This window comes from Streptomyces sp. NPDC002734, from assembly GCF_040295685.1.
Lineage (GTDB): Bacteria > Actinomycetota > Actinomycetes > Streptomycetales > Streptomycetaceae > Streptomyces.
In genome coordinates, this window is record NZ_JBEOVU010000010.1 from 1 (window position 1) to 14,076 (window position 14,076).

Sequence of the window (14,076 nt, forward strand, 5' to 3'; positions counted from 1 at the left end):
GGGAAACAAGACCCGCTCAGACTGCCTCGACAACGAGAACAGTACGTCTGACCAGCAGAAACCCGCACATCAGGTTCGGAAGGACAACAGCTTCTGAGGAGGTGGGTGTGGACGGTTCGGCAGGAGGGGGGAAGGGCGGCCAGCGGGTCGCTGGCGGGGGTCTCGGGGGCGGTGGTGGTCAGGGTGGTGACAGACATTGGGGTCCTCGTTTTCCGTGTGGTCGGTCGGTGAGGTCCCCCGGCCGGGGGCGGGCCGATGGGCGGTCCGCGGGTGTTCGTCGGGGCGCGTGCGCAGCGCGTGGTTCCGGGACGAACGGGGCCGTGACGTGCGGGCTTACGGCAGTCCGTGTGTCCGCTCGGGTGGTCGGCCACGACCATGGACGCTCGATGCCGGCGACGAAGTCAAGCGGTGTCATCCGGATGGTGTCCGGGGATGTCGAATCGGCTGGTGGGAGCGGGTGGTCGGTCGGTGGGTGATGTGCCGGTCGGGGCCGGGTCGGCGTGGTCGGGGGTGTCGGTCGGGCAGGGGCACGGGGTGGTCGGGCGGTGGGTGCGGAGTTGTTCGTGGAGCCGGGCGGCGCGGCGGGGGCCGATGCGTAGGTCCTGCCGGAGCCGCCAGACGCTGACCGGGGAGCCGGTCGCCATGCGGACCGTTTCGTCCAGCGCGACGGCCGCGCCCCACAGGTCGTCGTCGATCGGGGGCGGGGTGGTGAGTTGTGCCGTCGCGTCTGCGGGTTCCGGGGGCGGCGAGGCAGGTGCTGGCCCGGCGGTGTCGTGGGCGGCCGGGGCGTCCAGGAGGTGGCTGATCGTGCGGCGGTAGGCGGCGATGGTTTCGGTGAGGCCGATGAGCAGCAGCGCTGGGGTGAGGTGGAGGAGGACGGCGGCGGGGTCGGCGTGGCGGGGCCAGCCGATGTGGCGGTCGGGCCAGAGGCTTTCCCAGGTGTTCATGAGGGCGGCGGTGCAGCCGGCGGTCCAGCGCAGGGCGGTGGACCAGGCGGGTGGCGGGATGCCCCAGGAGGCGAGGCGGGCGTCGACGTAGAGGACGCCGGCGAGGGTGGTGCCGATCATCGGGTCCAGGAGGACGGCGATGGGCAGCGGGACGTCGCGGCTGGTGGCGAAGCGGGTGACGTTGACGGTGGTGAAGACGAGGGCCAGGGCGGCGACGACTCCGAGGACGCGGGTCATGTTGCGGAGCAGCGCGACGGCCTCGTGGGTCGGGACGGCGGGCTTCATCGCTTGCCGCCTCGTGCCCAGGGGCGGGTGGCGCCCTGGTAGGAGGGTGAGTTGGTGCGTGCTGGGCTCTTTTTGACGTGGGAGCCGGTGTACGGGGCCTCGATGGACCTGCCGCCGCCGATGTAGAGGGTGACGTGGGTGATCTCGCGTGGGCTGGGGCCGAAGAAGAGGAGATCGCCGGGAAGGAGACGTGCGCCGCGGCGGACTCGGGGGCCGGCGTTGAACTGGTCCTGGGCAACGCGGGGGATGGTGATGCCGGCGGACCGGTAGGCGGCGCGGGTGAGGCCGGAGCAGTCGAAGCCGCCCTCGGAGAGACCGTCGCCGCCCCAGACGTACGGGGTGCCGATCTGTGCGCGGGCGAAGGCGATCGCGCGGCGGGCTGCCTTGGCCGGTGCGACGGGGGCCGTGTGGTAGGCGGTGGCCTTGTAACGGTCGGCGGTGCGCAGGATCTTGTCGACGTAGGCGTCGGAGGGGTTGTAGTGCCAGATGGCGCGGCGGAGATCGCGGCCGCCTCGTGCGCCGTTCGCGCAGAGGAGGCGGGCGGCGGCGTGGACGGCGTCGACGCGGTCCCAGGGGGTGGGCGGGTTCTTGCCGCCGGGCGGCACCGGGTAGGCGTAGATCGCGAAGGTGGACGGGAGGAACTGCATCGGGCCGACCGCTCCGGCGCTGGAGATCATGGTGGGGTGCCGGCCGTGGTCGGTCTCGACCTTGCCGATGGCAGCGAGGACCGTCCAGTGCAGGCCCGGGCATTCGGCGGCGCCTCGCTGGTAGAGGGCTGCCCAGCCCGGCGGGAAGTCCTCGTGCGTGGAGCCGGTGGCGGGGCCGGTGAGCGCGGTGATGAGGGCGACGGCGGCCAGCAGAGGTAGAGCGACGACCGCGCAACCGAGGCCGCCGACCGTCTTGGCGAGGGTGGAGCTCATGCGGTTCCTCCGAGGGCCGGGGGCAGTGGCGGGACGGGGAGGGTCAGGGCGGTGTCGGCGTCGGTGGAGTCGAGGCCGGTGGCCGGGGTGAGCGAGGGCCAGCGGGTGGTGAGGCCGGCGAGGGTGGTGCGGCGGGTGTCGCCGGGCGGGAGGGGCGACCACCACGAGCCCCAGGGCGTGGAGGTGGTGAAGTCCGCGGAGGAGGTCGCGATGGTGAGCCCGAGTTCGCGGGCGGGTGCGGCGAGGCGTCGGCGCAGCAGCTGGGCGTGGGATTCGGTGCGGGTGTGGAGGAGGAGGGCCGGGCTGGTGCCGGTGGTCGTGGCGAAGGCGGCGTAGCCGGGGAGCTTGGCCTCGACGCGGGCGAGGGATTCGCTGCCGGTGTCGTACTCGAGGAAGAACGGCAGGAGTTGGCCGTCGGCCTGCCAGTGGGCGTAGGCGTCGGGGCGGATCAGGTCGCCCCAGCGGCGGGCGCAAGAGCGGGCGGAGAGCCAGAGGGGGAGCTGGTTGCCGGGGGCGGTTCGGGTGTGGGCGGCGAGGTGGGTGAGGAGTTCGTTGACGCCGAGGTCGTGGCCGAGGGTGGGCGAGTAGGCGATGCGGCCGGTGCGGGTGGAGTGCCAGCCGGTCTCGGCGAGGTCGCATCCGGCGGCGGAGGCGAGGAGGGCGGCTCCGGCCGGGCCGAGGGTGTAGTGCTCGGGCGCGGAGCCGGTCTGGGCGAGGGGGCGGAAGGAGTCGAGGACGCCGAGCTGGTGGAGGGTGAGCAGGCGGCGTTGGGCGGTGCGGAGGGCGCCGAAGGCGAGGCGCGTGATCTGGTGGCTGGTGAGCACCTTGTGCTCGTGGACCATCCGGGCGAGCCAGACGTCGCGTTTGGTGAGGTGCCGGCTGAGGGCGGCGACGTCGATGTAGCGGGCGGCGCGGGAGCGGGGCCGGGAGGTCGCGGCGCGCGGCGTGTAGCGGGCACCGGGGCCGGACGCGGGGCGGGGGAGTGCGGGCATGGCGAAGCCTCCAAGTGACGCGTCGGAGAACGGTGGTTCAGCGGGTGGCGGGGCGCGGGCCGGTGCGTCCGGCGGCTGCGGCGCGCAGGTCGCGGGCGCGGCCCGGGACGGCCGGGGGCAGGGGCCGGGTGGTGAGGGTGAACGCTGCTGCCTCGGCTCCGCCGGACAGGAGATGTGCGGCCGCCTGGTAGGGGCCGAGGTGCGCGAGGTCGTGCGCGGCCAGGGTGGGGAGCGTGTGCCGCTCCAGGGCGTTGGAGTCCTCCGGGGAGGCGTTGAAGAAGATCTTGTTGCGGGCGTTGGCGGAGATGCCCTCGCGCAGGTCGCGGGGAAGCTGCGCGAGGTGCTGGTGGGCCAGCAGCATGGAGAGCCGGTAGCCGCGGGCCTCGGCGAGCATGTCCTCCAACGGGTACGGCAGCGTAAGGAAGTTGTGGGCCTCGTCGATGCTGAGAGTGGCGTCGATACGGGACTGCTCGGGGGTGCGGGCGCGGGCGGCGGCGGCCTGCCAGGTGCCGGCGACGATGAATGAGCCGAGGAGCCGGGCGGTCTCCTCGCCGAGGGCGCCCTTGGGGAGCCGGGCGAGCAGGATGCCGCCGTCGAGGACCTGCCCGAGGTCGAAGGTGGACGGGCCGGCGGCGATCGCCCGGCGAGCGAAGTCCCGCAGGAGGAAGGCGCGCAGCTTGTTCATCACCGGGCCGACGACCGCGGCGCGCGACGGCTCGGACATCGACTCGTACCAGTCCCAGAACCCGCGCAGCACCGGGTCCTTGAGGGCGGGGACGATCCGCAGCCGGTAGGAGCTCTCGCCCAGGAGCCGGGGCACGTCGGCGAGGGTGACGGTCTGGCGGGTGCGTTCGCGGTGCTTGAGGAGGGTGAGGCAGGCGGCGCGCATCACGTCGTCGGTGCGCGGTCCCCAGAACGCGGTGAAGATGCGGCGGAAGATGCCGGTCAGGTTGTCGACGACGACGTCGATGTCCGCGCCGTCCAGGACGTTCAGGCAGGGCGGGGTGTGCGGGTCGTCGGGGTCGATGAGGACCAGGCGGTCGGCGCAGTCGTCGGGGAGCCGGTCGAGGAGGTCGGTGACGAGGTCGCCCTTGGGGTCGATGACGATGACGCCGCGGTGGTTGCGGACGTCGTCGAGGACGAGGTTGCCGATCAGCGTGGACTTGCCGGAGCCGGTCGCGCCCATGACGTGCAGGTGGTGGCGGGCGTCCGGCACGCTCAGGCCCACGCCCCGGCGCGCGCCGGTGTCGGACTGGCCGAGCGGCTTCACGCCGCTGCCGGGCGCGGCCTCCGGGATCGACGGGGGCGGCAGCACGGACCGTGCGCCGGCGCGGCGAAGGCCGGGGGCGTCCGGGTCGACGGGGAGGTGGGCGAGGGCGGCGAGTTCGGGGACGGAGAGCAGGGCGGGCCGCCGCAGCGCCGGGTGGCGGCGGTCGCTGAGGTGGGGCTCGGGGTGGCGCAGGCGGGTGCGGACCAGGTAGTTGCGGTCGGCGAAGAGGCCGAACGCCGAGGCCAGTGCGTGGGCGCGGCCTCGCACGATGTCCGGGGCGGCTTCCGGCTTCGGTGAGCAGGAGGCTGCGTAGGTGATGGTGCACTGCCACTGGGCGCCTGCCTGCTTGACGGCCATCTGCCGGACCGCGGCGCTGTGTTCCGGGTCCAGCTTGCCCGTCGTCGAGGGCTGAGAGCGGTGGAAGAGAAGCGCGAGGAGTGCCGGGAGGCGGGCCGGGGGCTGTCCGGCCTTCAGCGTGCGGCCCTGGCGGCGGACGCGGCGCAGGGCCAGGCCGGTGGCGGGGCGGGCGAGGATCTGCACGCACGCCGTCTCCTCCTCGCCCATGCCGGTGGCGGCCTGGAGCAGCGGGCGCAGCGGATCAGTCGTGTGGTCGGTGCGCAGCGGGAGCACGTCCGGCTTGGCCAGCCGCATCCGGCCGGCGCTCACCTCGTGCCCGGCCGGGAGCAGCGGTTCCGGGTCGGTGACGCGGGTGTGCGCGCCGGGCCAGGCCGCCTCCACGGCACGGCGCACCAGGTCGAGCGGGATCGTGCCGGGCACCCAGAGGCGGATCCGCAGCCCGGTGTGCGTCCAGGAGTACTCGAACGCCAGGTGCGGCTGCCCGGACACGAGCCGCCGCCACCACGGCCGCAGCAGCCCGGCCAGCTGCGCCCACAGGACGCGGCCGCCGTTCGGAGCGACGTTGGGCGGGACCAGGATCTCGACCATGCGCGCGCCGGTCGACCACTGCCGGTGCCGGTGGTCGAGGAGCCGTCGGCGGGCCACGGTTCCGGCGGACGCGGCCACGAGCAGGCACGGCAGGAGCAACGGGGCCGCTGGCCCGAGCCAGTCCACGGTGGCGTGGAACAGGGCGGCGGGTCCGAAGTTCTCCGGATGGATGAGGAAGTCGACCAGGAGTCCGGAGGGCTGCCCCGGGTCCGGCGGCGCGGCGAGGAGGGTTGCGGTGCTCACAGCTCCCAGTCCTCCTCGACGCCGACCTCGGACGTGTTGCCGGGGCGGGCGGTGAGTTCGGCGGGGTTCGTGGTGACGACGGCGTGCTCGCCGGGGGCGGCGACGCTGGCGAAGGCGACCTTGTGCCGGCGGTCGCCGGTCAGCAGCAGCGCCTCGCCCTGGGCGGCGGAGAGGAGGAAGTCGCGTTCGCCCTGGCAGAGGTTGAAGGTGTCACTGATCGTGTCGATCGCCTGCGGTGCCTGGTGCAGGAGGATCTGCGTCGCAGCGTTGGAGACGATGGCCCGCCCGAGCGGTGAGGCGAGGACGTCGTCGGCGTCCTGGGTGACGACCGCGAGGCCGGTCCAGTGCTTGCGGGCCGCCTTGGCCATCCGGAAGAGGAACTTCGCCCCGGCGCCCTCGCGCATGAGCAGCCATGCCTCGTCGACCACCACCAGGTGCCGGCCGGCTTGGGGCCGGCAGGTGACCTGCCTCCAGATCGCGTCCAGTGCGAGGAGCATTGCCGGGGCCTTCACCTCCTCCGGCAGTTGCCGGAGGGCGAAGACGACCAGGTGGCCGGAGAGGTCGCTGGTGCTCTGGCCGTTGAACAGCCCGGCGTGCGAGCCGGTTACGTACGGGGCCAGGCGCGCGGCGACGGCGCTCGCCGGGGTGCTGCCGTCGTCGGCGAGGACTTCGGTCAGGTCGGTGAGGGTGGGCGGGGTGCGCCGCCAGGTGCGGGCGTCGGCGGTGATGCCGGCGCGGGCGTAGCAGGCGAGGATCGCCCGGTCCAGGGCGGCCTTCTCGTCCGGGGACGGCTCCGCGCCCAGCAGGACGGAGAGGAAGGTGTGGAGGAAGAGGACGCGGCGGGTCAGCAGGTCCTCGTCCGTGGTGGTGGCGGCCGGGAGGTCGAACGGGTTCACGCGGACGCCGTCGGCGCCGAGGTCCAGAACGGTGCCGCCCACGGTCTCGGCCAGGCGCACGTACTCGTTCTCCGGGTCGATGACGGAGGCGGTGACGCCGGTGAACAGCAGCCGCAGCAGCTCCAGCTTGGTGAAGTAGGACTTGCCCGCGCCGGAGCGGGCCAGGGTGATCGAGTTGTAGTTGTCCTGCCCGTACCGGTCCCATAGGACCGGCGTCCCGGAGGCGGCGTTCAGCCCGTACAGCACCCCGGTCGGTGTGCCGTCGTGGCCGGTGGACTGGGGGAGGTCGGGGCCGGTGAAGGGGAAGCAGGCGGCCAGGGCGGCGGTGTCGAAACTGCGGCGGATCTTGAGGGTGTCGACGCCGAGGGGCAGGGTGGCGAGCCAGGCGGGCAGGGCCCGGTAGGTGGTCGGGGCGACGCTCAGGAGGAGGGACTCGGCCACCGCGCGGACGGCCGCGGTCTGCTCGGCGAGGGACTCTTCGTCGGGGGCGTGCACGGTGAGGAAGAGCGAGACGTGAAACAGCTTCCCCTCGCCGCGGGCGATCCGGTAGGCGAGGTCGGCGGCGTCGGCTGCCGCGGCCTCGACCTCGGGGTCGTCGAGGTGGCCCTTCTCGTAGCCGCTGCGGCGGCCGGACTCGAGACGGGCCCGCTGTTTCTTCAGACCGGCGGCGGCCGTGGCGTTGGGGATCGGGTCGATGTGCAGGGCGATGTCGAGGTGTCCGGGGAAGTTCAGCAGCGGCGAGAGCCATCCGGGCGTCACCTCGGACGGGTAGCCGGTGACGACGAGGGTGGTGGCCAGGTGTCCGCCGATCGCCAGCATCCGGGCGTGGACCTCGACCGCTTCGGGACCGGCCACGTCGAGGAGGCGGTGGGCGTCGACGGTGGGGGTGGCGTTCATGAGCGGGGTCCTTCTGAGGTCGTGGTGGTCGCGGTGGCGTCGGCGTTGGCGGCCTGGGTGATCAGGGCGGCGGTGCGCCGGCCGTCGAGGGCGGTGACGGTGATCTCGGCCGAGGCGAGAGAGCGTTGGGCTTCGGAGACCCGCTGGACGACCCGGCTTGCGTTCGCCGACGGCGACCGGCCGGCGTTTTCGCGGCTGACGAGGACGATCTGCCGGCCCAGCGCGCTGCCGCCGTGGGCGGTGAGCTGGGCCAGGTAGTCGGCGTGCGCGCGGGCCGCCTGCTCCAGCGCGGGATGCGGCAGCGCGGCGGCGTCCTGGTGCAGGCGGTCGGCGACCGGGGCGAGATCGACGCTGTGGCAGCGCACGAGCAGTTGGGCCGGTCCGGTGAGGGAGTTGAGCCAGCGGGCGAACCCGGCGGTCAGGCTCTGCTGCTCGGAGACGGAGCGGAGGTCGAAGTTGACCGTGGAGCAGGTGGCGAGGGCGGCCTCGCCCTCGGAGCCGAGGCTGAGGACGCCGGCCTCGGTCACCGTGTCGCACGGCATGTGCATGGCGGCGGGTGGCTGTCCGGCCTCGGCCGTCCACGGGGTGGGGAGGAAGGAGGGGAGAGGCGGCACGCCTTCCGGGGCGTGGACCTGCCGTTTCGGTGTGCGTGCGTAGGCGAGGCGGGCGGCGAGGAAGCGGTCCAGGCCTACGCCCTCGCGCCGTCCGAGCGCCAGGGCCGCTGCGGTGCCGGCCACCGGGACGACCAGGACGAGGTAGACCAGCGGGGCGAGGAACGGGCGGCTGAGCCACCACCCGCCGTAGAGGAGCAGCGCGGTGACGGCGAGGATCGCGGTCTGCCGGAGGGTGAAGGGGCCGAGGACGCGGTCGGGGCGGGAGATGTCGGCGGGGATGCGGGTCGAGTAAGGGAACTCGCCCGACTCGTGGGAGTGCGGCACGGGTTACCTCCTGGGTGGTTCGAGTGGGAGCCGCAGCTGCACGGGGCGCGGCGGACGGACACGGACCCGGTCCACGCGGATCGGCAGGACCGTCTGACGGCCACGGGGCGAGCGGTTCGCGGGAGGGGCGGCGGTCGGTGCGATGCCCGGGGACGGGCGCGGGGCCGAGCCTGGTGCGCGTGGGGAGTGACAGGCGGGGACCCGTTCGGCGGGGACGGGAAGCCATAGCTGCGTGGCCTGGCCAGGGCGGGCGGGGACGCGCGGGGCGTGGATCGGGAGCGCCAGCTGCTGCCGGTGCCGGGCCTGCGCGGGGTGGGCCACGGCTCGGGGGCCGGGGCGCGCGGGAGGCGCGGGACCGGCCTGGCTCCGAGGTGGGGCGGCTGCGGGAGGCGTGATTCCGAACCGGGTGAGCACGGCGCGTCCTTCGGAGAGCAACCGCTGCCCACGAGCCCGGAGACCTCTGCCCGGCTGCGAGGCCGGAGGCTGGCCGGCGGGGTTGCCTCCGCTGCCCGGCCCGCCCGGGACACCGCCGGATCCAGTGCCGTTGCCAGGGCCGCCACCCGGTGGGCGCCTGCGAGGTCCGAAGCCGAAACCGCCGGACCGGCCGCCCGCACCGGCGGCGAGGAGTCTGCCCAGCGGTGTCGCCTGGGTCAGGAGCCGGTACATCGCGAGGTTCTTCAGCATCCGCAGCCCGGCCGGAGCATGAGGAGCCGAGGCGGGGCTACCTCGCAGCACGATCTGCAGCGTCCAGCCCGGAATCTTGAACAGCACCCAGAACAGCGCCGTACCGGCGAGCATCGTGCCCAGCTCATCCGACCTCGGGATGCCGACGGCTGTGGCTCCCGGGGCGAAGAACAGCTTCAGCGCGAGCACGAAGGTCAGGGACTGCAGGACCTGGATGGCCAGGCAGCCGCCCAGCGCCTTCCACCACAGACGAGCCACCGGCTCGGTCACCGGGTGCGCGTGGCACGCCAGCATCAGGGGCGCGGCGACCGCGAGGAGCGCCATCACCGCGACGCGCATCATGAACCCGATGAGCACCGCGACCACCAGCGCCAAGACCATCACGGCCAGGAGCAGCAGATAGATCTTGATCCCGGCCGCACCGAACAGCGCGAACGGCAGCGCCCGTTCGACCAGACCTTGCCCGGCATCGCCCATGTCCGAGGCGAGGATCGCGTGCGCCAGCGCGTTGGACAGGCCGACAGCCTTCCCCATGACCGTCAGGGAGACGGTCCCGGCGGCGAGGCCCAGCAGGAGCCGGGGCGCGATGTGCCGCAGGGCGTACCGAGTCTGAACCGTCTCGTGGCCCATGACGGTGATCCCGCCGGCCGTCACGAACAGGACATAGACGCCGAGGGTGATCCCGAGGGTCGCCTTCCACAGCCTTTGGATGTCCCGGTGCTGCGTCACGTCCGGGGTCGCGAGGAGCGTGTCCGCGAGGAACTCGCGGATCGGCTTCATCACCTGCTCGATCAGGTCGCCGAGGAACGAGGTGATCGCGTTCGTGACCATGGAGCCGAAGTCGAAGAGACCCCCCGATCCGTCGTCGACCTCGCAGTCACTCGTGTCGCCGTCGGCCTCGCAGGCCCGGGGCATCAAGCCGTCGCTCGGCTCCGGTGGTTCGTCGCGCTCCGGGGCGGGACGCGAAGGATCGGTCGAGGGCGGCGGTCCGGGGGAGGGCTGCGGCTCAGGGGGCCGGCCTGGTGCGGGTGCTGGTCCTGGTGTCGGCGCGGGTGCCGGCATGGGCTCAGGCTCTGGCGGCTGAGGCGCGACGATCAGTGCCGGCAGGCTGCCGGACGCCTGCGCCTGCACGGCGAACCCCTGCACCAGCCACCCCACCGCGAGGCAGCCGAGGAGCACCAGGCGCAGGCACCGGATCGCGGTCACGGTCACTCACCGCCGCCCGCACCGACGATGTTCTCCAGCACGGTTACGAGCACCGGGGCCAGCATGGCGAGGCCGAAACCGATCGACGACGCCTTCAACGCCCGCTTCGCTGACTCGACCTCCCCCGGATCGCCACCGGCCAGGAGGTAGCGCACGCCACCGAATGTCAGGAACAGCGTTGCCAGCGCGGAGAGCAATCCGACGATCCAGTTCCGCAGGTTCTTGATCACGGTGGGGATGTCGGCGACTGCCCAGCCGACCGCCGGCGCGACCAGCATGTGCACCGCCACCAAGCCGCCGACGAACACCAGCCGACGCAGCATGCGGAGCCACGCCGACCGGATCGGCGAGCGGCGAGACGGGCGAAGGCGCTTCACGAGCACCGCAGCACCTCCAACAGGGACGAGAACGAGGGAGAAGACGGCCCGGCGGTGCGAGGCGCGCAGAACCCTGAGCCCGGGGCCGACCTCCTCAGGTCGCTTGGGCTGGTTTCTCGGGGTGTCAGCACGAGACGGCCGCACACCCCGCACCACCGGGACCGGGCCGGACGGCCGACGGCCGAGGACCCGGATGACGACGACCAGTTCGACGTCGTCACCTCGAATGGAGGCGGTCCCCGGCCGCAGTGACACGGCCAGGCCGCACTTCACTCGGACGGAGCAGTTCGTCCGCCCGCCAGCCGGTACCGCAGGTGGGCGGCGAGGTGCTCCTCGGCGGCGTTCCGGTGCCGGTAGATCTGCCGCAGGCTCACCCCGCGCTCGGCGGCAAGCCGGCTCATCGGCTCACCGGCGAGCCGCGTACGCGCGATCAGCCGCGCCTCCGCCACGTCCAGCACGCGCTGCTGCACGGCCTCGGCAAGCACCGTGAACTCGTTCGGCGCCTCGTCCTCCCGGACCGTGGTCCGGGTCCGAGCATCGGTGAGTTCGACGGCCTCCAGCACCGCCTCCCGGTTCACCTGCCGCCACGCCGCGTACACGAGCCGGTGCACGGCCCGGTCCGCCGCCCGGAACAGTTCCCGGTCCGGCCGCTCGTCCCCGAGCTCCACCGTGCGCAACGCCGAGGCGACTCCCGCGAGCGCCTCCTGCTCCATCTCCGCCCGCTCCAAGTGCTGCGGCCGCCGCAGCCGGGCCAGAATCCGCCGCAGCACCGGCACCGACATGGCCACCGCGACGACATCCCACGGCGCTCCCAGCCGACGGGCCCGACAGATCACACCCTGCCAGGTCCGCTCCCGCAGCTCCGCCGGCGTCGACGGATGCGCCAGCTGCGCACGCACACGGTCCACCGGCCAGAACTCCCGGTCCGGCTCCTCACACACCAGGTGCGCCGGGAACATCAACGGCTCCGGCCCTCGGGCCAGCGCGAGGAACGCTCGCTCCAGCTCCTCCAGCGGAGACGGCGACTGCCCGCGGCCACACGGGTCGGAGGCGGCAGAACGGCGGACAAGGCGGTGACGGTGCTGCATGATGCATCTCCTGACGACGAGTCGTGAACTGCTTGCGCCGTCACTTCTCGACCCCGCCCGAGCCACCCCCGGCCCACCCACGCGCCTCCGCCGGACCACCCGCGTACCACTGGCACGGCCCGTACGAGCACCGCCTCCCGCGCCACCAGGAACCACCTGCGCAAAGCCCTCCGCACCCGCGGCGGCAATCGAACATAAAAATCTCCGAGCACGCCGACTGCGCCAACCGGGCGACTTCTCAACGGTGGCTCGCTACTGGTCCGCGACTGGCTCGCCACTGGCCCGGCAGCCGGTACACCCGTCGTGACCTGCAAAGACAGGTGGCTCGGCCGCTCGCCCTCAGCGCCTGCCGACCACCCCGGCATCTCGCCCGGACCGTTCGAGGCAGAACCGCGACGGCAAAGCCCGGCACCGGCTGTCCCTATGACCTGACGTCAGCACAGCCGGTCCACCACCCTGCCGCCCGAGGCCCCCGCCCCATGACGAACTCCGAGCCCACCCCAATCCCCGCCGCCCCGCCCGCCACCATCTGGATCCCCGACGCCGAAGAGACGAGCACCCGCCCCTTCCCCGGATGCGTCCTCCCTGCCTGGGCCCTCGACAAGATCCGCACCGAGCTCGTCGGCCGGCCCGAGCACGACCCCGCCCGCCTCCTCAAGATCGCCATCCGCGACCTGGCCCACGGCGTCGACGCCCGCATCCCCGCCGTCGACCTCCGCGCACCGGGCCCGGTCCGGTCCCGCCCCTCATCGCGGCCCCGCCTCCTCCTCGCCGAACTCCACCCCGACGCCCTCCCCGTCGCAGCCCTCCAGCCCGACTGCGACGGCACCGACGACCTCCCCGGAGCAACGGAGAACGGCTGGCCCGGCTTCTTCCACCGCGCCCACCGCTACCTCCCCGACGACGGCCTCCTACTCCTTGCCACCCGCCAGCGCCGCGACGCCGGCCGGCTCACCGACCCCCTCGGCCTCCTCACCGCCCACGCCCGCACCGCCGGCTTCCGCTACCTCCAGCACATCGCCGTCGCCTACGCCCGCCCCCGCGGCAACACCCTCATCCCTACCCCACCCCACGACGCCCCGCCCGGCCTCGCCCACTGCGACCTGCTCGTCTTCTCCGTCATCCGCCACCCCTGACCACCGAGCGACCAACCGCGCACCGCCGAGGAGCTCCGCCCATGGCCCCGTCCACCTCGATCTGGAACACCGCCCCCACCTCCGCCCCCAAGCAGCGCCGCGGACACTACGTCCGCGGCTCCGCCGCCCACCCCGGCAAGATGCTCCCCCAGGTCGCCGCCCACGCGATCGCCACCTACTCCCGCCCCGGCGACCTCGTCCTCGACCCCATGTGCGGCATCGGCACCACTCTCGTCGAAGCCATCCGCCTCGGCCGCCACGCCATCGGCAACGAGTACGAACCCCGCTGGGCCGCCCTCGCCCGCGCCAACGTTCGCCACATCACCGAACACCTCGGCCCCGACACCGCCACCACCGGCCACGTCACCCGAGGCGACGCCCGTCACCTCACCCGCCTCATCCACCCCGACCACCACGGCAAGGTCGACCTCGTCCTCACCTCACCGCCCTACGGCCGCACCGTCCACGGCCAGGTCCGCTCCACCAGCGAGACCGGCGAACCCGGCGTCCGACGCATGGACGACCGCTACAGCCACGACCCCGCCAACCTCGCCTACGCCAAGACCGACCAACTCCTCAACGCCTTCACCAAGATCCTCGACGAATGCCGCCGCATCGTCCGCCCCGGCGGCACCGTCGTCGTCACCACCCGCCCCTGGCGCGAACAAGGCGAACTCGTCGACCTCCCCTCCGCCGTCCTCGCCGCCGGCAAAGCCGCCGGCCTTATCCCCACCGAACGCTGCGTCGCCCTCCTTGCCGGAGTCCGCAACGGCGAACTGATCACCCGCCCCTCCTTCTTCCAGATGAAGAACGCCCGCGACGCCCGCCGCGCCGGCATCCCCATGTGCGTCGTCCAACACGAAGACGTCCTCGTCTTCACCCGCCCCGACCACTCCGCCGCCCTGCCCAGCGGCACAGAACCCGAGTTGGCCGCAACCGGGCCACGCTGGCCGTAGAGCAGCGGGCAGCACGAAGCGGCCGGGTGGCAGAATCACCTGCCGCCCGGCCGCTTCGCGTCCGGCTTACTCGCCCTCGGTGCCGCGCTGCCGCACCACCCGGACGTCAGCCGGAACGTCACTCAGCCGCTGCCGGGGAAAGCCCATGATGCTCGGGATGACGGGTGCGTCGTCAGCGCCGGTCATGTAGTCGCCGGCCCTGAGCAGGTCGTCACCGTGATCACAGTTCTCGGTCATGCCGTTGCCCTTCGAATGGGGTGGGTGTGATGGGGGCGTTCAGGGCGGAGTGCCGTTCC

Annotated in this window: 12 protein-coding genes; 2 read left to right on the forward strand and 10 right to left on the reverse strand. The window is 73.2% G+C overall.

Features of this window, described 5'->3' with window-relative positions; translation table 11 throughout:
- Positions 1–401: 401 nt before the first annotated feature.
- The 9 genes from ABT026_RS11200 to ABT026_RS11240 form a co-directional block, all read right to left on the reverse strand.
- Positions 402–1,232 (reverse strand): extensin, encoded by an 831-nt coding sequence (locus tag ABT026_RS11200; RefSeq protein ID WP_351113903.1) that lies wholly within the window; start codon positions 1,230–1,232, stop codon positions 402–404.
- Complete coding sequence (locus ABT026_RS11205) at positions 1,229–2,152, reverse strand: C40 family peptidase (RefSeq protein WP_351113904.1); 924 nt, start codon at positions 2,150–2,152, stop codon at positions 1,229–1,231. Before ABT026_RS11205 ends, ABT026_RS11200 begins: the two co-directional genes overlap by 4 nt.
- On the reverse strand, positions 2,149–3,144 hold the full coding sequence (locus ABT026_RS11210) for a replication-relaxation family protein (protein WP_351113905.1): 996 nt from the start codon (positions 3,142–3,144) through the stop codon (positions 2,149–2,151). Before ABT026_RS11210 ends, ABT026_RS11205 begins: the two co-directional genes overlap by 4 nt.
- Before the next feature lie 37 nt (positions 3,145–3,181).
- Entirely contained in the window at positions 3,182–5,602 is a 2,421-nt protein-coding gene (locus ABT026_RS11215) for a DUF8128 domain-containing protein (protein WP_351113906.1), read from the reverse strand.
- Entirely contained in the window at positions 5,599–7,395 is a 1,797-nt protein-coding gene (locus ABT026_RS11220) for a VirB4 family type IV secretion system protein (protein ID WP_351113907.1), read from the reverse strand. Before ABT026_RS11220 ends, ABT026_RS11215 begins: the two co-directional genes overlap by 4 nt.
- Entirely contained in the window at positions 7,392–8,333 is a 942-nt protein-coding gene (locus ABT026_RS11225) for a PrgI family protein (protein ID WP_351113908.1), read from the reverse strand. Before ABT026_RS11225 ends, ABT026_RS11220 begins: the two co-directional genes overlap by 4 nt.
- A gap of 3 nt (positions 8,334–8,336) precedes the next feature.
- A complete protein-coding gene (locus tag ABT026_RS11230) occupies positions 8,337–9,932 on the reverse strand; it encodes a TrbL/VirB6 family protein (protein ID WP_351113910.1) in 1,596 nt (531 codons plus the stop codon).
- Positions 9,933–10,225: 293 nt separating this feature from the next.
- Positions 10,226–10,501 carry a pilin gene (locus tag ABT026_RS11235; protein ID WP_351114079.1) on the reverse strand — a complete coding sequence of 92 codons (276 nt, stop codon included), beginning with the start codon at positions 10,499–10,501 and terminating at the stop codon, positions 10,226–10,228.
- A 368-nt stretch (positions 10,502–10,869) separates the two neighbouring features.
- Positions 10,870–11,688: a hypothetical protein gene (locus ABT026_RS11240; RefSeq protein ID WP_351113911.1), complete on the reverse strand. Its 819-nt coding sequence runs from the start codon at positions 11,686–11,688 to the stop codon at positions 10,870–10,872.
- Positions 11,689–12,167: 479 nt separating this feature from the next.
- On the opposite strand from ABT026_RS11240, the gene ABT026_RS11245 reads away from it, so the two are divergent.
- Complete coding sequence (locus ABT026_RS11245; protein WP_351113912.1) at positions 12,168–12,824, forward strand: hypothetical protein; 657 nt, start codon at positions 12,168–12,170, stop codon at positions 12,822–12,824.
- A 41-nt stretch (positions 12,825–12,865) separates the two neighbouring features.
- On the forward strand, positions 12,866–13,780 hold the full coding sequence (locus ABT026_RS11250; protein WP_351113913.1) for a TRM11 family SAM-dependent methyltransferase: 915 nt from the start codon (positions 12,866–12,868) through the stop codon (positions 13,778–13,780).
- A gap of 66 nt (positions 13,781–13,846) precedes the next feature.
- On the opposite strand, the gene ABT026_RS11255 is transcribed toward ABT026_RS11250, so the two are convergent.
- A complete protein-coding gene (locus tag ABT026_RS11255) occupies positions 13,847–14,017 on the reverse strand; it encodes a hypothetical protein (RefSeq protein ID WP_351113914.1) in 171 nt (56 codons plus the stop codon).
- Positions 14,018–14,076: the final 59 nt, after the last annotated feature.

Bases quoted from the DNA above. Each gene is read 5' to 3' on its own strand.
- ABT026_RS11200 (WP_351113903.1), bottom strand. From the start codon at position 1,232: ATGAAGCCCGCCGTCCCGACCCACGAGGCCGTCGCGCTGCTCCGCAAC.
- ABT026_RS11205 (WP_351113904.1), bottom strand. From the start codon at position 2,152: ATGAGCTCCACCCTCGCCAAGACGGTCGGCGGCCTCGGTTGCGCGGTC.
- ABT026_RS11210 (WP_351113905.1), bottom strand. From the start codon at position 3,144: ATGCCCGCACTCCCCCGCCCCGCGTCCGGCCCCGGTGCCCGCTACACG.
- ABT026_RS11220 (WP_351113907.1), bottom strand. From the start codon at position 7,395: ATGAACGCCACCCCCACCGTCGACGCCCACCGCCTCCTCGACGTGGCC.
- ABT026_RS11230 (WP_351113910.1), bottom strand. From the start codon at position 9,932: ATGCCCCGGGCCTGCGAGGCCGACGGCGACACGAGTGACTGCGAGGTC.
- ABT026_RS11235 (WP_351114079.1), bottom strand. From the start codon at position 10,501: ATGCTGGTCGCGCCGGCGGTCGGCTGGGCAGTCGCCGACATCCCCACC.
- ABT026_RS11240 (WP_351113911.1), bottom strand. From the start codon at position 11,688: ATGCAGCACCGTCACCGCCTTGTCCGCCGTTCTGCCGCCTCCGACCCG.
- ABT026_RS11245 (WP_351113912.1), top strand. From the start codon at position 12,168: ATGACGAACTCCGAGCCCACCCCAATCCCCGCCGCCCCGCCCGCCACC.
- ABT026_RS11250 (WP_351113913.1), top strand. From the start codon at position 12,866: ATGGCCCCGTCCACCTCGATCTGGAACACCGCCCCCACCTCCGCCCCC.
- ABT026_RS11255 (WP_351113914.1), bottom strand. From the start codon at position 14,017: ATGACCGAGAACTGTGATCACGGTGACGACCTGCTCAGGGCCGGCGAC.